The following is a 22,961-nucleotide window of genomic DNA, read 5'->3' as shown; positions in this document are numbered from 1 at the left end:
TATCCACAACCTATCCCCAATTTGCCAACTCAACTTCGGGGTTTACTCACATATTTACTCCCTTTAAGATAGTATCTCCAGGGCAAAAACGCATGGTCATCTGCATAACCAACACCCACCCTGTGACTTGCCACTACTGTTCCGGGCAGCCATTCTTCCGGCGCATCTTCTAACCAGATTTCCGTACCGTTAAGGTCTTTTGCATTCAACCGGCGGTCTATTCCCATGGCTTTTGCCAAGGCACCAGGGCCGGCAGTCAGGTTTGGCTTCAACACTTCAAGGCCCCTTCGCGCCAACATGACATCGATACCGAGAACCGGCTCCAATCCCCGGATCAGCACCGCATGAGGCGTGCCTTTTGCCCCCGTAACCACATTAAACAGGTGATGAATTCCATAACACAGGTACACGTACGACAAGCCACCCGGCTCATACATCACCTTGGTCCGATCCGTAAACCGGCCTCCATACGCATGAGAGGCCTTATCCTCTACACCTTTGTAAGCTTCCGTTTCTACAATAATTCCGGCAGTCAACTCCCCATCTACATAAGTAAACAGCTGCTTGCCCAATAGCGCTATCGCCAGGGCATTCACATCGTCTTGCTGGTAAAAAGAGAAAGGTAGTTTAGCCATGCAACAAGTTAATGATTTCCTTTAAGTACTTCGCATCAATTTCATCAAAATGAGCGAGGTGTTCACTATCCACATCCAGCACACCGACTACTTCATCCCCTTTAAAAAGCGGCAGAACAATCTCCGAACGGGATGCTGTTGCACAAGCAATATGCCCTGGAAAGGCATCTACATCCGGTACAATTAAAGTTTCTTTTTGCAACCAGGAAGCCCCACATACCCCTTTTCCTTTGTTAATTCTGGTACAGGCAACCGGCCCCTGAAAAGGACCTAACACCAACTGATCTTCCTTAACCAGGTAAAAACCTACCCAGAACCAATTGAACTGCTCTTTTAAAGCCGCAGCGATATTGGCTAAATTAGCCACCTGATCAGTCTCCCCGCTAATCAACGCTTCAATCTGAGGGATCAGGGAACGGTACTGCGCCTCCTTACTTATATCTGTTAATATCTTTAAATCTTCTGCCATATCCAGTTTTGTTGAATACCCAAAGATACAAAAGCCCGATACTTTTGTTGCCATCTGCAGGTAAAAGCAATCAGATTCAATTGCGAAATTTTATCTAAGTTTGTGGTTTTATAATCACATACACCAAGAAAATGAATAAGAAAATCTTATTAATCACTTCCCTGATCGCTTTTGGCGGGATCTTCTCCAGCTACAAGCTATGGGACGAAGGGATGTTTCCTTTAAGCGAGATTAGCAAACTCGACCTAAAGAAAGCAGGCTTAAAGATAAATCCAAATGAAATTTATAACCCCAACGGCACAAGTCTGGTAGACGCCTTAGTGAACGTTGGCGGATGCACCGGATCCTTTGTTTCCGGTGAGGGGCTGATCATCACCAACCACCACTGTGCCTTTAGCGCCGTACAACTGGCAAGCACACCAGAACACGACTACCTAACCAATGGTTTTGTAGCCAAATCACATGAAGAAGAAATTGAGGCAAAAGGACTAACCTGTCGTATTACTGATAGTTATGAAGATGTTTCAGACAAAGTACTAGGCGCAGTAGCACAGGTAGAAGACCCTGCTTCAAGGCTACAGATCATCAACAATACGATGAAAAATATCGCATTAGAAGCGGAGAAAAAAGACCCTTCTATCAAAGCGGAAGTGTCGGAAATGTTTATCGGAAAGACTTATGTATTGTTCCGTTACAAGACCATCCAGGATGTGAGACTTGTCTATGTTCCGAACCGTCAGATTGGCGAATTTGGAGGCGAAACAGACAACTGGGTATGGCCACGTCATACGGGAGATTTCTCTTTTATGCGCGCGTATGTAGCTAAAGATGGTTCTCCTGCGAAGTACTCGAAAGACAACGTTCCTTACACCCCGAAGAAATTCCTTAAAGTAGATCCAAAAGGCACTAACGAGGAAGATTTCGTGTTTATTCTGGGTTACCCGGGCAAGACTTTCCGTCACCGTCCAGCTGAATTTATCCAGTACCAACAACAGTTTTTATTGCCATACACCTCTGAATTATATGATTTCCAGAACACAACCATGGAAAACGCAGGCAAGAAAAACAAAACTACCGAGATTAAACTAGCCACCAGAATCAAGAGAAATGCCAATGTATTGAAGAACTACCGAGGTAAACTTCAGGGGCTTAAAGGTATTGACCTGATTGCACAGAAAAAACAGGAAGATGCTGCCCTTGCTGAATTCATCAACAACAATGTAGATGTAAAAGCAAAATACGGCTCTTTAATGGCTGATATTGACAATCTATACAAACTAATCAATGGCGATGCACAAAGAGACCTATGGTTCTCTCAAATCTACAACTCGACCAGTTTATTAGGTGTTTCCAGAAACATCAACACCTTCAAATCCGCCCTTGATGCACAACCAGTGGCACAAAAACAAGCTTTCTTTGATCAAAACATCGACAGACTGAAACAAGCCCTGGCTGCAAATTACGAGGCTTACGACCTGGATGTAGACAAAAAGCTTTTCAAAAGAATGCTTACAGATGCCGCCGCCTTCAATCCAATGCAAAAAGTAACTGCCGTGAATAAAATCACCAGCAAAGGAACGAACAGCAATACGGTGATTGACCAATATATCGACAATACAATTGGCCTGAGCAAGCTAAAAGACGAATCCTACGTTATGAATACTTTGTTAAAATCACCAAAATCAATTGCTGATTACAATGACGGATTATTGTTATTCGAAAAGGACATCGCCAAACAAATTGCCGAAATCAAACCTGAAAAAGACCGTAGAGATGGCCTTTTAAACAAGTTAATGGGAGATTATGTGAATGTAAAAGAGAAGTTTATGAAAAAAGACTTCATTCCTGATGCCAACAGCACCTTACGATTGACTTACGGATACGTTAGAGGATACTGGGCAGCTGATGCTTCTTACATGAGACCTTACACTACTGTTAAAGGTATTTTAGAGAAAGGAACCTCTGGTAATCCAGATTTCGGTTATCCTGCACAGATCAAAGCGCTATGGGATGCTAAAGACTTCGGTCCGTATGCTAAAAAAGACCTTAATGACGTTCCTGTAGCCTTATTATACAATATGGACACCACAGGAGGGAACTCAGGTTCACCAATTATGAACGCTTATGGCGAACTGATCGGTGTTAACTTTGACCGCGCTTATGGTGCTACAATTAATGATTATGCCTGGAACGAAAGCTACAGCAGATCAATTGGTGTAGACATCCGTTACGTATTGTGGGTAGCTTCAAAAATCGACAAAGTCGACTACCTGATCAAGGAAATGGGCGTTAAGCTATAATTCAATTTTTTATACCATCGGGCCGTCTTCAATCAACTTTAAGACGGCCCTCTTTATAACCACATCACATGAGAGTAATCGCAGAACTACCACACCCGGAATGCAAAATCACCTTGTTCAATATGAACCAGAAATACATCGTTAAATTTGAGCAAGGCAGCCTGGAGCAGAGCTACAAATTATCTGAGTTAGACCTTACCGGTGGTGGAGCAAACGAGATTTTCCAGATGCTTGACGAGGCCTTTATCACTACCGTTGTAGCCAGGTTCAAAGAGATGAGGACTGATTTTTCAGCTGCTTACCAACGTCAGCAATATTAGTAGACAAAAACATACGTAAATACCTGTAATACAGGAAGATTAATACATAAACAGAATTTAATTCTGCAAAATACAGTTAAAAACAAACTCAAAACCTAGCTAATATTCAGCAATAAATTAACTAATGACAGTTAATTATACTGAAAAACAAGTAGTTATCATACCACACAAAACTTTATATGGGTAGATATATTCACCAAATATTAGGGAGGTTTTGAGTTTTTATGCCGAAAAGCAGAACCGAAACTGGTTCCCCTAAGTTACGCAAATCCCTTCACAAAAAGACAACTTCCCCCCTATTTTATTCCTGCCCGGAAAGCAAAACCCCCAATGAAACTACGCTGCTCCCCGGCCCGCGAACTCCCCGGGTCAGCTCCTGGATTCCTTCTGAAATCTGTTTTACAATTCCGCCAGTTAATATGTACTTTTGTAATCATGAAAGCGAACTTACTTTTAATAGCTGCTACTTTTATACTGGCACTTTCTGCCTGCAATAAAATTTCGGAAAGCATCCAGCGCGACGTCATTATTAAGCAGGACTCCTTGTTATTTTCCATCCCACCGATGTCCTTAAGTACTCCATCTATCCTCATCGACAACCTACCTACTACGGTAGATATCCGTCATAAGATTGACAGTGCTACCAAGGGAGAATTTAGTCTGGCAGACCTTAAACATGTTAAGGTTTCCAATTTCAGCATCACCTATGTTCCCAAAGTAAGAGACAGTGTGGATACAAAAAACAATTTTAGCAGTATCTCCTCACTGATGGTGAACTTAAATAACGGGGCACAAAGAGACAGTTTAGCAAGCTACATCAATACAGGCTCCCTGGATCAGGTTTCCAGAGATCTGGCGCTAACACCCGTGATGACTGAAGAAGTTTTAAAAACCTACCTGGACAAGGGGGACTTAAAATACAGCGTATTGATCAGACCCCGAAAACCAACCACAGATACGATTAAGGCAAAAATCAGTGCAAGTTATACGCTTACGCTGACTAAATAAGCAGGCCACTTTCTTTTGAAACACTGCTTTCCTTTGAAACACTTCTGTTTCAATTCTTATACAAAACAACAATTTCAGGAACAGGTTCTGTTTTCAGCACAATAGCAGAGAAAACAGAACCTGTATCGTTAATCCAGGATTACCCTCCGGTTAGCTCGGGATGTGCTCGGGTTGTGTCCACATTGCGTTCGGTTTTTCTTAATCCTTGATACATCCTTGATAGATGGTTGATAGGTCCTTGATAGGTCTAATGGACCTTTCAACGATGGTGCAAGGACCTGTTAAATATGTAGGAGACAGGAAGAGAATCTGGAAGTATCCCGAAGGGATCTCCAACTCATACCGAGCTCAAACCGATTCAAATCAAACTCAAAACGAAGACCTCAGTAAAACCAGCAATGACAAGCAGCAAAAAAACATGAACAAAAAAAGGTGCTCAAAACAAATTGAGCACCTTTTTAATCACCGGCTATATTTCCCGGAAACATCTTTACTTATACTTTTCTTGGAGGCAGTTCGAAAGCAACAGCATCATGCTCAAAATGACCACGGTGTGCACCATCACAGAAAGGTTTGTTGGCAGATAATCCACAACGACAGATTGATAAGGTAGTTCTACCTTGCAATCCGTATTCATTTCCCTGCATATCTACAATTTCAAAGTCTCCTTCGATCTTCACAGATCCGTTGTTATTTATGGTTAATTTCGTTTTTGACATCTTTAAATATTTTTGACAAAAATAGAAAATGCAAGTTCAAACGCGGCGGCTGATTGCAATTTAGATTCATTCACATTAAGCAGCAAAAGACGTTTAAACATCAACTTTATTCAATAACCATGATTTAACAATCTTCAAAATTGATTATGAACTTAAAAATGTTTATATTTGCATGAAACGGGATATCATTACAACTATTCTCCTTCTACTTACCCACTAATCAATCTTTTGATTAGGTTTCAATTTCTCCAGGTTGCTGATCCGTTGCCTCCCGAGAATTAAATTACATTCTAGCCGTTATTGATTCGTAAAGGGATCAAATAATCAGGCACACAGAATAAGGTAAAACCAGAGGAGAAGGTTAATTTTTAACTAATACATTGAATTTATGGCTAAATCTCAGGCTACCTTCATGAAGAAGCAACTAGAAAAAAACAGGCAGAAGAAAAAAGAAGATAAAGAACATCGCAAGCAAGAGCGTCAACAAAATTCTTCTGGTGGTGATCTTGAAAGCATGATGGCTTATGTGAATGAATTCGGGGAGATTGTATCTACTCCACCGGAAAAGGCCCCAGAAAAAGGACCAGAAAAGAAATAATAAAATAAGAGAGCTGCTATCAAAGCGGCTTTTTTTGTACACTTTTGGGTACACAATACCACAATAACGGTCATTTAACCGCATTCCACCTCTTTCCAGACTGAGATTTTTTTTCTTTATTTTAGAAGAATTTCCAACACTACCCTCGCGGTCATTTTCTCCCTAAGATACCATTACTCAGCCCCACCAGGCAGGACTATTTCCTCAGACACTTATAGTTAGCCCGGACATTTACCCCTGCTATGTTTAATTTTATAGAAATAAACCGGCTATTTTACTATTTTTGACTACTTGAAATATTCTATTTCAGCGTAGAATTGCCTATTTTTTTAAAACAAGCCTGTTTTTTGCTGAACAATAATATATAAAAGAGAATAAACGTTAGTCGCTATGAATAACCTCTCCAAATTTTCGGATAAAAATACCATTCTGGATTTGTTTGCCGAACAAGTCAAAGCTGTGCCCCATCAAGCCGCTGTATCATTTGAAGGCCATACCCTTAGTTACCAGGAGCTAGACAAAATTTCTAACCGCCTGGCCCACTACCTGAACCGTAAGGGAATTCAAAAGGAGACCTTAGTTCCCATTTGCCTGAACAACCCGGAAAGTATGTTGGTCAGTATCTTAGGAGTACTCAAATCCGGGGCAGCTTATGTACCTATAGATGAAGATTTTCCGCTGGCCCGAATGAAATATATGGTTCAGGACAGTGCTGCCTCCCTGGTGATCACCGATTTAAAATCCCTGCCCTTTCTTGCTGCAGCCTCAGGTTTACAAGTCATCCTGGCTGATGAGGACTGGACAATCGTGGCTGAATCACCAGATACACCGGTTTTAGAGCCCATTGAACCCGATCAGGCAGCCTATGTTATTTACACCTCCGGTTCTACAGGCTTGCCAAAAGGTGTGGTTATTGAACACCATGCTTTAACCGATTATGTATTAGGTTTAGCAGCTCATTTACCCCTCGCCTCCTGTAAAAACTATGCTGTAGGTGCTACCATGGCTACCGACCTTGGCAATACCGCTATATTTAGCTCGCTTTGTTTTGGCGGAACTTTACACCTGTTTAGTAAAGAAAACTTTAATACCCCCGAATATATACACCCTTATTTCAGGGATCATGCCATCGACTGCCTCAAAATTGTGCCCTCCCACTGGAAATCTCTGGCTTTAGATGGTCAGGATTTAATGCCTCAACAGCTGTTGATATTTGGCGGAGAAGCTTTGAGTGCCAGCATGGTGAAAGAAATTAATCGCCCTGCGGGAAATACCTGCAAGATTGTAAATCATTACGGCCCTACGGAGACCACGATAGGAAAACTGCTCCACCTGGTGAATGAAAAGACTGTTTACGACCATACCATTCCCATTGGCAAGCCGTTTACCAAGGCAAAAGTTTACATCCTTAATCCGGAATTAAAGGAAGCGGGTGTAAATGAACCCGGCGAAATCTATATTGGTGGCGCTGGTTTGGCGCGTGGTTATTTAAACCGACCGGACCTAACGGCAGAACGCTTCGTAAAAGATTTCTTTTCTGAGGATCCGCATTCTCGTTTATACCTGACCGGTGATCTTGGCAAAAAACGGGAAGACGGGGAAATTGAATACCTGGGTCGGATTGATGATCAGGTAAAAATCCGTGGTTACCGGATCGAGCTTGGCGAAATTGAGAGTATCCTTCAAACTGCACCAGGGGTGAAACAAGGGGTGATTTTAGCCAGAGAAAATCAGCTTGGTGATAAAAGACTAATCGCTTATGTGGTGGTTCAGGAAGATTACGATAAGAAAACCCTGATCAGCTATCTGGAAAGCAAGCTACCGGTTTATATGGTGCCGCAGCTGATAGTACCGATGGAAGCTTTACCTTTTAGTCCGAATGGAAAGGTGGATAAAAACGCTTTACCAGATCCGGATGTTACTGCGTTATTAACCAGCAGCTATCAGGCACCCAATTACGAAACAGAAAACAATATTTCTGCTATCTGGAAGGAGATTCTTGGCCTCAACAGAGTGGGCATTGAAGACAATTTCTTTGAGCTTGGAGGGAATTCCCTGCTGGCGCAAAAGTCTGTTGCCCTGTTAAAAACCAGATATGGGCTGCATTTGCTGGTCACACGGGTATATCAATTTCCAAGAATTAAAGACCTTGCTGCCTTTTTAGATGGCAAGGATCAGGTTAAAACCTATAAAAACAACGTTAAATCACAAAGTGAAGATCAGGATGTGGCCGTTATCGGGATGAGTGGTCGTTTTCCCGGCGCTGATTCTGTAACTGATCTTTGGGAACTCCTTAAAGCCGGAAAAGAAAGTATCCGTTTTTTTAAAGAGGAAGAAATCGACCCAAGTGTACCTGCGGAAATCAGGAACCATCCGGATTACGTGAAAGCAAGGGGAATTATTGAAGAGGTACAAGGTTTTGATGCCGGTTTCTTTGGCATCACGCCGAAGCTGGCAGAGCTGATGGACCCTCAGCAAAGGATATTTTTAGAAATTGCCTGGCAGGCACTAGAAAAAACGGGTTATACTGCAGGCAATCAGGAACATACTACCGGCGTTTTTGCGGGTGTCCGTGTGAATACCTATTATGCCAATAATGTATTGCCAAATCAGGAGCTGATCGATAATGTAGGCCGGTTTCAGGTGGTGACGGTCAATGACAAAGACTATGTGGCCACAAGGACGGCTTATACGCTCGATTTAAAAGGTCCGGCGGTAAATGTGCAGTCTGCCTGTTCTACGTCGCTACTGGCCGTTGCACAGGCTGTACAGAGTATCAGAGCCGGACAATGCGAGATGGCATTGGCAGGTGGGGCAACGATAAACGCCCCGGTTAATGTGGGTCACCTTTATGAAGAAGGCGCTATGTTGAGCAATGACGGTCATTGCAGGCCCTTTGATGCAGGCGCAGAAGGCACCGTATTTAGTGACGGTGCCGGTGTGGTGTTGTTGAAAAATAAAGCCGCAGCTTTACGAGATGGCGATCAGATTTATGCAATCATCAAAGGTGTTGGAATCAGCAACGACGGTGGTGGCAAAGGCAGTTTCACGGCACCAAGTGCGGAGGGACAGGCTGCTGCAATCCGCATGGCCATTGATGATGCCGGTGTAGATCCTGCGCAGATCAGTTACATTGAAACACATGGTACGGCTACACCATTAGGTGATCCGATAGAAATTGAAGGTTTAAACCTTGCTTTTGGCAAACAGGAAAAGAAACAATATTGTGCGATTGGCTCGGTAAAAAGCAATTTTGGCCACCTCACTTGTGCTGCCGGGGTAACCGGGCTGATTAAAGCCAGTCTGGCGATGTACCATCAACAGATTCCAGCCAGTATCAATTATGAGAAAGCAAATCCGAATATCGACTTTGAAGACAGTCCTTTTATCGTAAATACGCGTTTAAAGGATTGGAAGGACGATCATCGCTTTGCAGGAGTCAGTTCTTTCGGCGTTGGAGGCACCAATGTGCATTTGATTCTGGAATCTAGTCCTACTCCAGTGCAGATTGCTGTTCCTGAGACAAACGAAAAAGCTTCCCGTCCATTACAACTGATTACCTGGTCTGCAAAAAGCGAACAGAGTTTGAATGGGTATGGCGAAAAACTAGTCAACTTCCCTGGGAGAGATATTGTATCACTTCCCGACCTCGCTTATACTTTAAATCAATATAGAAAATCTTTCCCTTTCCGCAGGTTTGTATTGGCCTCAGATCTGGAATCGCTTCACATAGAATTAGAAAAAGGAGCCAGTTTAGCACCGGCACAAACTAAGAAAAACCCTGGTCTGATCCGGGAAACCGTATTCACCTTCCCGGGACAGGGCGCACAATTCCCGGGTATGGGGAAAGCGTTATATGACCATGAGCCGGTTTTCCGTGCAGCGATGGACGAATGTAATGCGCTTTTAAGGCCTAAACTACAAGAAGACCTGCTGGATGTAATTTACCCTGCAGAATTGAATAAAGCGGCAGAAGATCGGTTGAAAAATACGAAATACAGTCAGCCAGCCTTGTTTATGATGGGCTATGCCCTTGGTAAATTATGGATGAGCTGGGGCGTATATCCTTGCGCATTCATCGGCCACAGTATCGGAGAATTTGTAGCGGCACATTTTGCCGGCATCCTCAACTTACCGGATGCGTTAAATATCATCGCTACGCGCGGACAATTAATGTCGGAACTTCCGGGAGGCAGTATGCTTTCGGTTCGGGAAAAAGCGGATTTGTTAAGACCATTACTTCCGGAAGACGTTGTTATTGCGGCCATCAACTCCCCTGACCTCTGTGTATTGGCAGGAACAGATGAAGCTATCGCTGCATTCAGTGCCGTATTAAATGAAAAAGAAATTGCCAACAGGCTATTACATACCAGTCATGCTTTCCATTCTTATATGATGGACCCTGTGCTGGAACCTTTTACAAAAGAACTGTTAAAGCTGAAACTTAACGCCCCTCAATTGCCGGTTTATTCTACCGTAAAGGGTAGAAAGATGACCGATGCAGAGGCTACAGACCCTACTTACTGGGCCACCCACCTGCGTGCTACCGTTTTATTTGACGATGCCGCAGCTTTGTTACTTGCCGAAAATCAGGGGAAAGCATTTATTGAAATGGGCCCCGGTAATGCAACTGCTACGTTTTTACGTCAGCAACCGGAAGGAAAAAACAACTTGATTTTGAGTTCCATGGAAATGCCGAAAGACCATGAATCAGCTTACCATAGCCTGTTAAGGGCTTACGGGACTCTGTGGCTAAACGGTTATCAGCCCGATTGGACCGCATTTTATAAAGAAGAAAAGCGCATCAAGCTGAGAAACCTGCCTACTTATGCCTTTAATAAGGCCAAATACTGGGTTGAGGCAGCACCGGTTTTAACGCCTGGTTTCAACACTCCATTTTCAACAGCAGTTTTTGATACCTCCAACTCAACAGATGCTTTTAATTCTTCTGTTTTTACGCCAGAAAACCTTACTACAAACCAACAAACTACACCAGTAATGAGAAAACAATCGTTAATCAGTCAGATCAAAGACATTCTGGAGAATACGTCAGGAATAGATATGCAGGACGCTTCTGCGGAAATCAGTTTTATAGAAATGGGACTAGATTCCCTGTTGTTAACGCAGATTGCTATTGCCCTGAAGAAAAGCTTTAAGGTACCGGTTACCTTCCGACAATTAAACGAGGAGTTCAGCAATCTGGACCAGTTGGCTACTTACCTTGACCAGCAGTTGCCTCCGGAAACGGCAAGTACGCCAGTTGCAGCGGCTAATCCGGGCATTGCGGTAAACGGAAATTACCCACCGGGTTCTGGCTATAACACACAGAATTCTGGTGCTGCGATTGAACTGATTAGTCAGCAAATACAATTGTTGGCCAGACAGGTTGCTTTATTGCAGGGAACAGCGCCTGTTGCGGTGCAACAGGTTGTGGTTAGCCCTCCGGTTCCTCCAGCTGTTGCTCCCTCGAATGGGACTCCTCATGCTTTATCAAATGCAACAAGTCCGGATTTAAGTCCGGAGGAATTGGCAGAGATAAAAAAACCTTTTGGCGCCAGTCCGAAAATAGAGAAACAATCTGCGGCTTTAACTCAGGACCAGCAGCAATATCTGGATGACCTGACGCTGAGGTACACTGAAAAAACGAAATCCAGCAAGACTTATACCCAGGAAAACCGGTCGCACATGGCCGATCCAAGGGTGGTTTCCGGGTTTAAACCGGCAACTAAAGAATTGGTTTATTCCATTGTGATCAATAAATCTAAGGGCAGTAAGTTCTGGGATCTGGACGGAAATGAATACATCGATGCCTTAAATGGTTTTGGTTCCAATATGTTAGGTTATCAGCCTGACGTAATCAAAAACGCTTTATTGGAGCAGATTGAGAAAGGTTATGAGATTGGTCCGCAGCATGAGCTTGCCGGAGAAGTGAGTAAATTGATTTGTGAATTTACTGATTTCGACCGTTCTGCATTGTGTAATACTGGTTCGGAAGCTGTTTTAGGTGCGATGCGCATTGCCCGTACCGTAACAGGTCGTTCTTTAATTGTTGCCTTTACCGGTTCTTACCATGGTATTGTAGATGAAGTGATTGTGAGGGGTAGTAAGAAATTGAAATCCTTCCCTGCGGCACCGGGTATTATGCCGGAAGCCGTACAAAATATGTTGATTCTGGATTATGGAACGGATGAATCTTTAAGGATTATCAAAGAACGTGCGGATGAAATTGCCGCAGTTTTGGTAGAACCTGTTCAGAGTCGCAGGCCAGAATTCCAGCCGGTTGCCTTTTTGAAAGAATTAAGAGTAATTACAGAGCAGTCCGGAACGGCTTTAATTTTTGATGAGGTGATCTCGGGTTTCCGTTTTCATCCGCGTGGCACCCAGGGTATGTTTGGCATCAAAGCCGATCTTGGTACTTATGGAAAGGTTGCGGGTGCAGGGATTTCTATTGGCATTATTGCTGGTAAAAGGAAGTTTATGGATGCGCTGGACGGTGGTTTCTGGCAATATGGCGATGATTCCGTTCCTGAAATAGGGGTTACCTACTTTGCAGGAACCTTTGTACGCCATCCCCTGGCATTGGCTACTGCCAAAGCTTCTTTAACTTATATGAAGGAACAGGGACCGGGATTACAATCGGGCTTAAATGAAAAAACAAAATACATTGCAGATACTTTAAATGCGATCCTGAAAAAACTGGAGGTGCCGATGTTTATCGCACAGTTTGGTTCTTTATGGCGGGTTAAGTTTCTAGAGGACTATGCCTATACCGAATTGTTCTTTACACTGATGCGCTTAAAAGGCATCCATATTCTGGAAGGCTTCTCTTGCTTCCTCACCACCGCACATAGTCAGGAAGACATTGACAAGATCATTACCACTTTTGAAGCCTGTTTAAAGGAGTTAAAAGCTGCAGGTTTTATACCAGTATATATCCAGACTGTGGAAGAGAAAATCTCCGCAAAAATGGATATATTTAATAGTCCCCCGCTACCGAATGCCAGGTTGGGGAAAGACAGGGATGGCAATCCGGCCTGGTTTATTGAAGATGACCAGAATCCAGGTAAATACCTTCAGGTAAATTAAACAAAAACTTAATGTCTTTATATACGTTAACACCAGTCGATTTTGACCCCTTTGAAAATAAATCAAGGGAGATAGAAAAGATTGTATTCACCAATGAGCCACAGAAAGAAATCTGGCTGTCTTGTATGATTGGCGAGTTGGCTGCCAACCTGGCCTACAATGAATCTGTGTCTTTAGACCTTCGAGGTGAACTTCAGTTTGCTCATTTTTCTACTTCGCTAATGGAGGTGATGGGCAGGCATGAGGCTTTACGTGCTACAGTGAGCCCGAATGGGGAAACACTGATCATTTATAAGGAACCGGAATTTGCCCTTGACTTTCACGATATCTCTCAGGAACGTGATCAAAAAGCAGTCCTGAAGACCTTTGTTGAACAGGAAATGCAGCGGCCTTTTGACTTACAGGAAGGCCCTTTAATGCGTTTGTTCTTACATAAACTTTCAGCTACACATTATTACTTTACCATTGTTAAACACCATATTATCAGCGATGGCTGGTCTACCGGGGTATTCCTGGAAGACCTGTGTACTTTATACAATGCGAAAGTGACAGGGAAAGCGATTAGCTTAAGCCCTGCCCCACAAATCAGCGATTATGCGGCTGAAATGATGGTTTTTGAGCATAGTCCGGAGTATCACGAAACACTGAATTACTGGCTGGAAATGTATAAGGATACCGTGCCGGTTCTGGATCTGCCAACAGATTTCCCAAGGCCGACTTTGAGAACTTATCAGGCTTCCCGGTTCGACTTACACCTTTCTACGGAAATGGTGACGCAGTTGAAAAAAACCGGGGCTGCTTCAGGAGCTAGTCTGGTGAACACTTTACTGACTGCGTTTGAAGTATTTCTTTACCTGCAAACGCATCAGCAGGAATTGGTGGTGGGTCTTCCTGCTGCCGGACAAGCGGCAACGGAGAAATTCGGCTTGGTGGGTCACTGTGTGAACCTCCTACCTATTAAAACTAAAATAGATCCGGACTTGTCATTTTCTGAGTATCTAAAGCAACGGAAAAAAGCTTTCTTTGATGCTTATGACTATCAGAAGTTCACTTTTGGACAATTGGTGAAATCGCTGAACCTTAAAAGAGATCCTTCGAGGGTTCCATTGGTTCCGGTGGTTTTCAATATTGATATGGGCATGGATAATTCCGTCTCCTTTGAAGGACTGGATTATGAACTGATTTCTAATCCGAGGGCTTACGAGACTTTTGAATTGTTTTTAAATGCCACAAGCTCTAAGCGTGGACTTACCTTAGAATGGACCTATAATACCGCGCTTTTTAAGCCGGCTACCATGGAGAAAATGGCCGGCGATTTTGAGAACCTATTGAAAGGCCTTGTTGCTGATCCGGCAAAGACGATTAAGCGCTATAGCCTGGCTAATTCGGAATCCTGGCTCAATCAATTGAAACAATGGAATGAAACCAAGGTTGATTTCGATAGCAATATCAATATCTCCAGGCTAATTGAGGGCATGGCTTTAAAGTTCCCCAATCAAAAAGCATTAACGTTTAAAAAGGAACAGCTGACTTACAGGGAACTGATTTACCGGGTGAACCAGTTTGCTTCGTATTTACAAGGTAAAGGAATCAAAACCGGCAATATTGTGGCCATAGTGACCGACCGTTCTATAGAAATGGTAGTTGGTTTATTGGGAATTCTTAAAGTTGGTGGTGTTTATCTGCCATTAGACCCTGATTTCCCACACGATAGAATTGTCTATATGCTGGAAGATTCCAAAGCGAAAATGCTGCTGGTTTCTAAAGCTTATGCTGGCAAATTTACAAGTACCGAAACAGTAGAATATGTAATAGAAGACATTTGGGCTGCACTGGATCACCAACCGGCGCAAAATGTGGATGTTCCAATTCAAGGTACTGATCTGGCCTATATCTTATATACTTCCGGTTCTACCGGCAAACCCAAAGGGGTTAAGATTATGCATGCCAACCTGCTGAATTTCTTGCTCAGTATGCAGTCTGCACCAGGAATTGATCCTTCGGATCGTTTATTGGCAATCACCACGATCTCCTTTGACATTGCCGGTCTGGAATTATACCTGCCCCTAATTACCGGTGCAGAGCTGGTTTTATGTGATACGGAGAGTGCCCGGGACGGACGTTTATTGTTAGACCTGATTCAGCAGCATCAGATCACGATCATGCAGGCCACTCCTTCTACCTGGAGGATGATGATCGAATCCGGTTGGATGAGTCCTTTGCCATTAAAGGTATTGTGTGGCGGAGAAGGGCTTCCGAAAGACCTTGCTACCGCGCTTTTACAGCGCTGCTCGTCTTTATGGAATATGTATGGGCCTACGGAAACGACCATCTGGTCGACCCTGAAAGAGGTTAAAAAAGAAGATGAACTGATCACTATTGGTAAACCTATTTTCAATACCAGTATTTATCTGGTTAATGAGAACGGACAATTAGTCCCTCCCGGAAACATAGGGGAAATTTTAATCGGTGGTGAAGGTTTAGCTGCCGGCTATCTGAATCAACCGGAACTAACTGCGGAAAAATTCATTAAGGATACTTTTAGCGGAGCAGATCAGGCAAGACTTTACAAAACCGGTGATCTCGGGAAATTTACCGAAGATGGGGAGGTTATTTGTCTGGGCAGATCTGATCAGCAGGTGAAAATTCGCGGTCACCGCATAGAATTAGGCGAGATTGAAAATGCGCTGACTGATCTGGAAGCAGTAAAACAGGCCGTAGTGATGGCCCTTGCAGATCAATTGGGCGGGCAACGATTGGTGGCCTATGTGATTCCGGAAGATCTGGAACCCAAAAACAGTACCCCTTCCTGGAAGGACAGATGGGATACAATTTATGATATGGCAGCGCAGTCTTCGGCTGGAAAAGCGGAATCAGATCAAAAAATCGACGGAATTTTACTGGAGCAATGGAAAAATAGTGATCGTCTGCAGGAGCAGGCAGCAGAATGGCTTTCGGTATCTGCACAAAGAATTAAAACGCTCCAGGCACAGGATATTTTAGAAATTGGCAGCGGCGGCGGTCAGCTGATGTTGGAGCTGGCTCCTTTTGCTCGTTCCTATATGGCTACTGATTACGCGGAAACAGCGATTGAAAAGCTACAGCAAAAACTAGATGCAGATCCGGAAAAATGGGCCCATGTTAAAACAAAGGCCAATGCCGCTGATGATTTTAGCGGGCTTACCGGTCCTTCCTTTGATTTGATACTGATCCATAGTGTGGCTCAGTATTTCCCTGATACGGCGTATTTTTTAAAGGTAATTACTGCTGCAGTACAGCGGCTAAAGCATGGTGGCTGTCTTTTTATCGGTGATATGCAGGGCAAAAACAGCTTAACGATGTACCATGCCATGGATTACCTGGCCAATGCAAAAGATAGTAGTACGCTTCCTGATTTTCAGGAGGTAGTGAGCAACCGGGTAAGAATTGAGGATGAGTTTGTAGCTGATCCGGCGTTTTTTTATCTGTTGCCGAAGTTGATACCGGAAATCTCTGGTGTTAATGTGCAGTTAAGACAGGGGGCTTCCTTAAATGAAACCACCAAATATCATTATGATGTCTGGATTTATGTGCATGCTGATCACCTGAAAACAATTAGTCCGGAGGTAACACTGGACTGGCAGCAGCTGAAAAGTGTACATGCAGTAGCTGAAATTCTTGAAAAAGAACAGGCCAATTGTATCTCCCTGAACTGGGTTTTTAATGCCAGAACGGCCAAAGATTATGCTTTACTGAATTGGATGAATTCCGCAGCACCGGATACCCTGGTTGCTGATATTAAACACCAGCTGGAGCATTTAGCAGATGGTGTTCATCCGGATGAATTCTGGGAATTGGGTGCTAAGTTGGGGTATCAAACGAATATCCGATGGAGCACAGATGGGACGGATGGTTGTTACGATGTGGTGTTCATTAAGGAAGGAATTGCTCCGCTGATGATTCCTGATGCTCCTGCTGCCATTGATCTGGCGACAGGTAATCTTGTAGATTTCGCTAAAACCCCACTTTCTACCAACGAGCTTTTCCTTGCTAAGAAAACGATAGCGGCATGGAAAGAGCGCCTGGCTACTCAACTTCCGGATTACATGATTCCTGTTGATTTTGTGGCTTTAAAAGCTTTTCCTTTAACGCCTAACCATAAGATAGACAAAAAAGCGCTTCCTAAACCGCAGCCTAAGGCCGAAAATCAGGGGCAGTTGAGGGAGTTACCTCAGAACAAAAATGAGCAGCTGATCTTTGACATTTGGTCAGCCGTATTGGGTTTAGAATTTATGGATACTACTGCCGACTTTTTTGAGCTGGGTGGTCACTCCCTGCTTGCGGTAAAAGTGATGGCTGCAATTGAGAAGGAAACCGGGAAGCGCTTGCCCCTGGCCACCTTGTTTGAAAACGCAAACATTCAGAAACTAGCTAAAAAACTAAATCCTGATGAGCCGGAAGTACAATGGGACGCTTTAGTCCCTATTAAAACCTCAGGTTCAAAACACCCGCTGTTTATGGTTCATGGTGGTGGGTTAAATGTATTGGTGTTTCAGTCGATGAGCAAATACCTGGACGAAGATCAGCCGGTTTATGGGTTGCAAGCTTTAGGTTTGAACCGGGAAACGGTGCTTCTTGATAGTATTGAGGAGATCGCAGCCGTTTATGTTGCGGAAATACTGAAAGTACATCCAAATGGTCCTTATTATTTATCTGGTTATTCGCTGGGTGGTTTCATTGTGTATGAGATGGCTAAACAGTTAACCAATATGGGTAAAGAGGTGAAGTTTTTAGGGATTTTAGATACTTATGCCGGTGATGTAGGTAGCTCAGTTCCCCGGTCTGTGAAGTTATTGAACAAGATTAAAAGGCAGTTTTATAAAATCCCATTTTTCGTTAGCTCTTTCTTCCGCCATCCCGGAGAAGCTTTTCATTATCAGCTACAAATGATTAAACGTCGGATGGACGATACGATATTGCCACAGGGACAGGATTACACCCTACATTTTAGTCCTTACGAAAGGGAGATTTATAGAAATTATGATCTGGCGCACAACCATTACCAGATGGTCCCGGAAGACCTTAAAATCAGTTTATTCTCTGTTAAGAAGCGTTTGTATTATCTGGATGATAACCGCACACTTGGCTGGGCAAAATATGCCAATCAGGGAATAGAGCGTCATGATGTTCCGGGAGATCATGAGACTTTCTTATATCCCCCAAATAATGAAGAATTTGCAAGAATTTTACAGGCCGCTTTAAATAAAATCTAATGAAATCAACTGCTGAAAATTTGCTCAAGGGGCCAATCACCTGGCTTCCATATGATGGACAAGATCTTTCTGTGAAGGATTTTGCCCATGTTTTTAAAATCAAAGCAAGTGATTACTTTAAGAAAATAGCGGCTGAAGAATTATTGTCCGCGGAAGAATTGGTCAAAGCAGCCCGTTTTCTACACCAACAGAGCAGGGAGAATTATACTGTACGCAAGTACTTTTTAAGGAAACTCCTTTCCCGGTTTCTTGGACGCCCGCCGGAAGCTCTGGTTTTTCATTTGAAAGAAAATAAGAAGCCTGCTATTGATGATTTATCTTTTAATGTGAGTCATTCTAAAGACCTGATCACCATTGCTATCAGTGAAAACCCTATTGGGGTCGACATTGAGTACATAGATCCTTATTTTCAATATAAAGAGGTGGTTGATCTTTGTTTTTCTAAAGAAGAACAAGCAATGGTAGAAGCTGCAGCCCTCCCTATCCTGGCCTTTTACCTGCTCTGGACCAGAAAAGAGGCGATTGTTAAGGCTACCGGAGAAGGGATTGTAGAGCAGCTGCCGCAGGTACCCAGCATGGATACCCTGGTTTTAAGAAATGGTCTGAGCTATCAGGTCGATAGTTTCTTTGCTATGGAAACCCATTTATTGACTACCGCTATTCCCCTGGATAGCAAGCCGGTTAAATTCTGGGATTTGAATACTACCGGACTTACTTTTCTGTAGGTTTTCTTTTATACTTTTCTTTTAGACTTTTCCCAGGCCGCACTCTGGTTCTTCTTATAATACCTGATGATGCCCGCAATTACGGCGTAATTCATGACACAGAAGTAATAAGGAATAAACAGGGCTTTGATTCTGATGTTTCTATTTTCAAAATAGAGTCCAACAAGGCTCAATACGTAAAATAGCAGTTGCAGGCCAAATAATACCTGATAAAATAACTCCCCGGTTTGGAGGGCGATGATGCCATTTAAGATAAAAGCAAGGATCAACAGAAAGGGCGTAATGGTCCAGCGCAATACCCGGTGACTCATGTATTGAAAAGTAAAGATGGGATTATGAAAAGGATTAGCTGATTTCTTTAGCCTTAAGATCGATTGGATCCCTCCTGCTGCAATTCTTATTTTACGTTTCAGTTCTTCTTTTACATCCGCAGAAGCGGTTTCCATCGCATAGGCATTGGGTTCATAGGCAATAATATATCCGTTTTCGGCAATGCGCATAGCGATCATATGGTCGTCTATGATCGTGTCAGATTCTACCGGCTGATACAATGCGGTTCGGATGCTAAACAACTCCCCCGCTGCTCCTACTCCGGAATAAAGCGCGTAATCCCATTTCTTCAGCAGGGATTCATATTTCCAGTAAAAACCTTCTCCCGCAGAGCTCGCATCCGCAGTTTCCGGAACCAGTATTCTTTTTTCTCCGGCTACAGCACCTACTTTAGGGTTTTGGTAATGCTTAACCAGTTCCAGTACAGCGTCTTTATTCAAAAAGGTATTGGCATCCGTAAATACGGTAATTTCTCCTTTGATAAATGGTATTGCACGTTTAATGGCGGCCATCTTACCTTCCCTCGCATCGATGTGGAGTAAGGTGATTTCCGAATATTTACGCACCTGATCCGGTGTACTGTCAGAGGAACCATCCGTAGTAAAGATGAACTGTATTTTGTCTTTAGGGTAGTTCAGTTCAAGGGTGTTTTTGATTTTCTCTTCAATCAGTTCCGCTTCATTATAGGCAGCTACCATCAAGGTTACGGTGGGTAAATTGCGGCTCTTTTGGAAAGTAAAGGGCTTTACAAATAAGCTTTTTAGTTTCAATAACAGGTACAGCACAAAGCCATAACCTACAAATGTATATACGATCAGAAAAATGCTGATCCAGAAAAGTATGATCATCAATATTATATTTTAAAGCCTAAGTACTTACTGGTTTTGGACTGGCTGAAATTCCATAACACACCTTTAAACACCCATTTCACGAGGTCTGTTCTTCCCTTTCTAAGGTAAATAAATATTTGTTTCGGACAGGCGATACCGATATAAAAGCAACTGAAAAGGAAGGTGTTTAGCCAGCCGGTATTTCTACGGATGAAGAGCATTCTATTCCTGGTCATGAAATAAGTTTTGATACTACTTTCTTTACCAACACTCATAGACTCTTTATGGTAGATTTTTGTACGGCCGGTAAACCAGATTTTCTTTCCTGCGCGTTTAAACTGTTCGCACCAGTCTAATTCTTCATAATATAGGAAATAGTTCTCTGCCATCAGGCCGGTCTTATCGAGCTCTGCGCTTCTGCACATCATCGCGGCACCATGACAGTAGCCTGTTTCCCTGCTATCCTGATCATATTGACCCCGGTTGTGTTCCATATTACCGATCCCTTTATTCCTCGCAGTGAGGTAATTCATCTCCGTAAATCCCGCATACTGAATCGTATCCGGTTGATCGTAATAAAGTATTAACGGGGAAATTATCCCGATTTCCGGGTTATGATCCATCGTTTCCGTTAACACGGAAATGAGGTTAGGACTGATCTCCGTATCGTTGTTCAATAAGAGTAAATAATCACCTGTGGCTATGTTAATGCCGATATTATTGCCTCCGGCAAAGCCTAGATTCTGTTCGGAACGCAAATATTTGAGGTCGGGATAAGCTGCCAGAAACGCTGCTTCATGGTCTTCTCTGCTCCCGTTGTCAACTAAAATCAATTCAACCGGTATGCCTATGGTATTATTCTTGACTGAACGTAAGAACGCTAACGTTACCTCTGGTTGATTAAAGTTAACGGAAATTATAGAGGTCAGTTTCATCTGCTGTAAAAGTAGGATTTTGATCGGTTATTTTTTAGCGATTTAATTTGTAAAAAAGCTATTATTGTATAAGCTTAGTTAATTACAAATACTGCTCCATCTCCTAAAGAAAAAACATGTCATCACTAAATAAGTTATCCCGGGTATTAAAATGTGTGGGCATACTGATGAGTACGTCTCTTACGCAATGCAACAGACCTGTAACGGCCGGCCGGCAGATGGATGCCAGCTCCATCGTGACGCCCATTGTGATCCCTGCAGTAAATTTAGGCGATACCTCCAGATTGGTATCCATAGAAATGGATCTTAAAAAGGTAAAAAAACCTCATTTCCAGTTTACCGACCTTGCGTACAATAAAAGTAAGGGCTTCATGCTGATAAAAGATGACGGATTGGCTTCAGATTATAACATTGTTTACAAAGTGATTAGTGGAGGGGTAGTAAACGGGAAAAAGTACCCCGGTTTTACCTATACTGATGGTACTGGTAAAAATATTGGGTTTAAATATTCTTTTGCCCTTAACCCAAATGAAGAGCATGGTAGCTCTACCAATGTAACCTCCTGGCCACAGATCATGGAAATTGTTTCCAAGGGACATTCCATGATGAACCATACCTTGTTTCATGGGGGGACGGATAAACTGAAAGCCATAAAAGATGCCGAGAAAAACCTGTGGAACCATACACATTACCGGATGACAGAGATTGCCATTCCTTCCAATGATGAGGGTTTTGTAGAAACGGGGCTACAGTTGGGTTATCATTTGATCACCTCAGAATTCGGAGAGCCTATTCCCGATGGCAACAATGATCCCGGAAATGAAAATGTAAGCTGGGGAAGCGTAATCCCCGTAAAGACTCAGAATTTCAATAAAGTGCTGATATCCAGAAGCAATTTAGGAGACCAATGGAATCCTAAAGAGCTTATCGATGCAAAAAAATATGTTGATTATGTATTTGATCATCCGCAGAAAGATAAAAAACTAATCGGGGCTGCCTTTAGTCATGGTCCTTTTGGAGATAAAAATGAAGGTGCAGAGATCTTCTATGACTTCATCAATTATATTAAAAACCATCCTGCAAACCGGGATAGTGCCTGGATGACTTCTTCAAAGGAGTTGATGGATTATATGAAAACAAAAGCGAAGGTAAAGGTTGTTAAAGAGCACTATGATCCGGCTACCGGAAAATATCACATCACACTGGATATGAATGCCGTAGATCCAAATGTCATTTACAGAAACATGAGTTTAATGGTAGATGGCGGGGAAATTTCCAATGTAAAAGCAACCGGAACAAATGACGTTACTTTTAACGCGAAGACCGGATTGATCAATATTTATAAAACAGACCGATCGAAAGTCCGCGATCCTTTTAAGGATAAATTACCTCCTCAGATCTCTAAAATCAGTTACAAGGGAAATACGATTACCATCCTCTACGATATACCGGTTAAACAAAGTAAATCAGCCGGTTATGAGATACCCGGAAATAAGGTATTAGCCTTAAAAGGCTCAGGAAAGGTATGGCAATTGTTGATGCAAAATCCGGTGACGGATAAACAGACTTTCTTCTATCGAATGCAGCGTGGAGATGCCAGTCAGGCTGATGACCCTTCATTTAGAGTCTGTACTTATGCAGGATCCCCGCTTGTAAAAGGGAATTGATCCTGATGATGAAGCTCCTGTAAAAATTAACCTGCACTGTAATATTTTAGGCACAAATCTAAGGCTGCTTGGATTTCTAACATATTG

13 protein-coding genes are annotated in these 22,961 nt (G+C 42.9%); 8 read left to right on the top strand and 5 right to left on the bottom strand.

Going from position 1 to position 22,961, the window contains the following annotated elements; genetic code table 11:
- Positions 1-29: 29 nt before the first annotated feature.
- Together R2Q66_RS11865 and R2Q66_RS11860 are read right to left on the bottom strand one after the other, a co-directional pair.
- Complete coding sequence (locus R2Q66_RS11865; protein WP_316749156.1) at positions 30-635, bottom strand: DNA-3-methyladenine glycosylase; 606 nt, start codon at positions 633-635, stop codon at positions 30-32.
- Positions 628-1,104, bottom strand: coding sequence for a GAF domain-containing protein (locus R2Q66_RS11860; RefSeq protein WP_316749372.1), 477 nt, complete (start codon positions 1,102-1,104; stop codon positions 628-630). The genes R2Q66_RS11865 and R2Q66_RS11860 overlap by 8 nt, the downstream gene beginning before the upstream one ends.
- Positions 1,105-1,235: 131 nt before the next feature.
- Here R2Q66_RS11860 and R2Q66_RS11855 point away from each other — a divergent pair, with 131 nt between their 5' ends.
- From R2Q66_RS11855 to R2Q66_RS11845, 3 genes are all read left to right on the top strand, one after another.
- Positions 1,236-3,404, top strand: coding sequence for a S46 family peptidase (locus R2Q66_RS11855; protein ID WP_316749153.1), 2,169 nt, complete (start codon positions 1,236-1,238; stop codon positions 3,402-3,404).
- 68 nt (positions 3,405-3,472) lie between these two features.
- Entirely contained in the window at positions 3,473-3,724 is a 252-nt protein-coding gene (locus tag R2Q66_RS11850) for a hypothetical protein (protein WP_316749151.1), read from the top strand.
- Positions 3,725-4,159: 435 nt separating this feature from the next.
- The gene (locus tag R2Q66_RS11845) at positions 4,160-4,732 is read left to right on the top strand and encodes a hypothetical protein (RefSeq protein WP_316749149.1); all 573 of its coding nucleotides are present in this window, start codon (positions 4,160-4,162) and stop codon (positions 4,730-4,732) included.
- Between the two features lie 494 nt (positions 4,733-5,226).
- On the opposite strand, the gene R2Q66_RS11840 is transcribed toward R2Q66_RS11845, so the two are convergent.
- Positions 5,227-5,451: a CDGSH iron-sulfur domain-containing protein gene (locus R2Q66_RS11840; RefSeq protein ID WP_316749147.1), complete on the bottom strand. Its 225-nt coding sequence runs from the start codon at positions 5,449-5,451 to the stop codon at positions 5,227-5,229.
- Positions 5,452-5,863: 412 nt separating this feature from the next.
- Here R2Q66_RS11840 and R2Q66_RS11835 point away from each other — a divergent pair, with 412 nt between their 5' ends.
- The 4 genes from R2Q66_RS11835 (at position 5,864) to R2Q66_RS11820 (ending at position 19,112) form a co-directional block, all read left to right on the top strand.
- Entirely contained in the window at positions 5,864-6,049 is a 186-nt protein-coding gene (locus tag R2Q66_RS11835) for a hypothetical protein (protein ID WP_265839780.1), read from the top strand.
- 390 nt (positions 6,050-6,439) lie between these two features.
- Positions 6,440-13,135, top strand: coding sequence for a polyketide synthase (locus tag R2Q66_RS11830; RefSeq protein ID WP_316749143.1), 6,696 nt, complete (start codon positions 6,440-6,442; stop codon positions 13,133-13,135).
- 11 nt (positions 13,136-13,146) lie between these two features.
- Entirely contained in the window at positions 13,147-18,387 is a 5,241-nt protein-coding gene (locus tag R2Q66_RS11825; protein ID WP_316749141.1) for a non-ribosomal peptide synthetase, read from the top strand.
- Positions 18,387-19,112, top strand: a complete 726-nt coding sequence (locus R2Q66_RS11820; protein WP_316749138.1) for a 4'-phosphopantetheinyl transferase family protein — start codon at positions 18,387-18,389, stop codon at positions 19,110-19,112. The genes R2Q66_RS11825 and R2Q66_RS11820 overlap by 1 nt, the downstream gene beginning before the upstream one ends.
- A gap of 8 nt (positions 19,113-19,120) precedes the next feature.
- Here R2Q66_RS11820 and R2Q66_RS11815 read toward each other — a convergent pair whose 3' ends face one another.
- Together R2Q66_RS11815 and R2Q66_RS11810 are read right to left on the bottom strand one after the other, a co-directional pair.
- Positions 19,121-20,290 carry a glycosyltransferase family 2 protein gene (locus R2Q66_RS11815; RefSeq protein ID WP_316749136.1) on the bottom strand — a complete coding sequence of 390 codons (1,170 nt, stop codon included), beginning with the start codon at positions 20,288-20,290 and terminating at the stop codon, positions 19,121-19,123.
- Positions 20,291-20,295: 5 nt separating this feature from the next.
- Positions 20,296-21,207 carry a glycosyltransferase family 2 protein gene (locus R2Q66_RS11810; protein ID WP_316749134.1) on the bottom strand — a complete coding sequence of 304 codons (912 nt, stop codon included), beginning with the start codon at positions 21,205-21,207 and terminating at the stop codon, positions 20,296-20,298.
- Between the two features lie 167 nt (positions 21,208-21,374).
- Here R2Q66_RS11810 and R2Q66_RS11805 point away from each other — a divergent pair, with 167 nt between their 5' ends.
- The gene (locus R2Q66_RS11805; protein ID WP_316749132.1) at positions 21,375-22,874 is read left to right on the top strand and encodes a hypothetical protein; all 1,500 of its coding nucleotides are present in this window, start codon (positions 21,375-21,377) and stop codon (positions 22,872-22,874) included.
- The last annotated feature ends 87 nt before the right edge of the window (positions 22,875-22,961 follow it).

The sequence above is a fragment of the Pedobacter gandavensis genome (genome assembly GCF_032677645.1).
Taxonomy (GTDB): domain Bacteria; phylum Bacteroidota; class Bacteroidia; order Sphingobacteriales; family Sphingobacteriaceae; genus Pedobacter; species Pedobacter gandavensis_A.
This window is presented reverse-complemented; position numbering and strand designations above follow the sequence as displayed.

Coding starts and splice junctions, on each gene's coding strand:
- R2Q66_RS11815 (WP_316749136.1), bottom strand. CDS start 20,290: ATGATCATACTTTTCTGGATCAGCATTTTTCTGATCGTATATACATTT.
- R2Q66_RS11825 (WP_316749141.1), top strand. CDS start 13,147: ATGTCTTTATATACGTTAACACCAGTCGATTTTGACCCCTTTGAAAAT.
- R2Q66_RS11820 (WP_316749138.1), top strand. CDS start 18,387: ATGAAATCAACTGCTGAAAATTTGCTCAAGGGGCCAATCACCTGGCTT.
- R2Q66_RS11835 (WP_265839780.1), top strand. CDS start 5,864: ATGAAGAAGCAACTAGAAAAAAACAGGCAGAAGAAAAAAGAAGATAAA.
- R2Q66_RS11860 (WP_316749372.1), bottom strand. CDS start 1,104: ATGGCAGAAGATTTAAAGATATTAACAGATATAAGTAAGGAGGCGCAG.
- R2Q66_RS11845 (WP_316749149.1), top strand. CDS start 4,160: ATGAAAGCGAACTTACTTTTAATAGCTGCTACTTTTATACTGGCACTT.
- R2Q66_RS11840 (WP_316749147.1), bottom strand. CDS start 5,451: ATGTCAAAAACGAAATTAACCATAAATAACAACGGATCTGTGAAGATC.
- R2Q66_RS11830 (WP_316749143.1), top strand. CDS start 6,440: ATGAATAACCTCTCCAAATTTTCGGATAAAAATACCATTCTGGATTTG.
- R2Q66_RS11810 (WP_316749134.1), bottom strand. CDS start 21,207: ATGAAACTGACCTCTATAATTTCCGTTAACTTTAATCAACCAGAGGTA.
- R2Q66_RS11855 (WP_316749153.1), top strand. CDS start 1,236: ATGAATAAGAAAATCTTATTAATCACTTCCCTGATCGCTTTTGGCGGG.
- R2Q66_RS11805 (WP_316749132.1), top strand. CDS start 21,375: ATGAGTACGTCTCTTACGCAATGCAACAGACCTGTAACGGCCGGCCGG.
- R2Q66_RS11850 (WP_316749151.1), top strand. CDS start 3,473: ATGAGAGTAATCGCAGAACTACCACACCCGGAATGCAAAATCACCTTG.
- R2Q66_RS11865 (WP_316749156.1), bottom strand. CDS start 635: ATGGCTAAACTACCTTTCTCTTTTTACCAGCAAGACGATGTGAATGCC.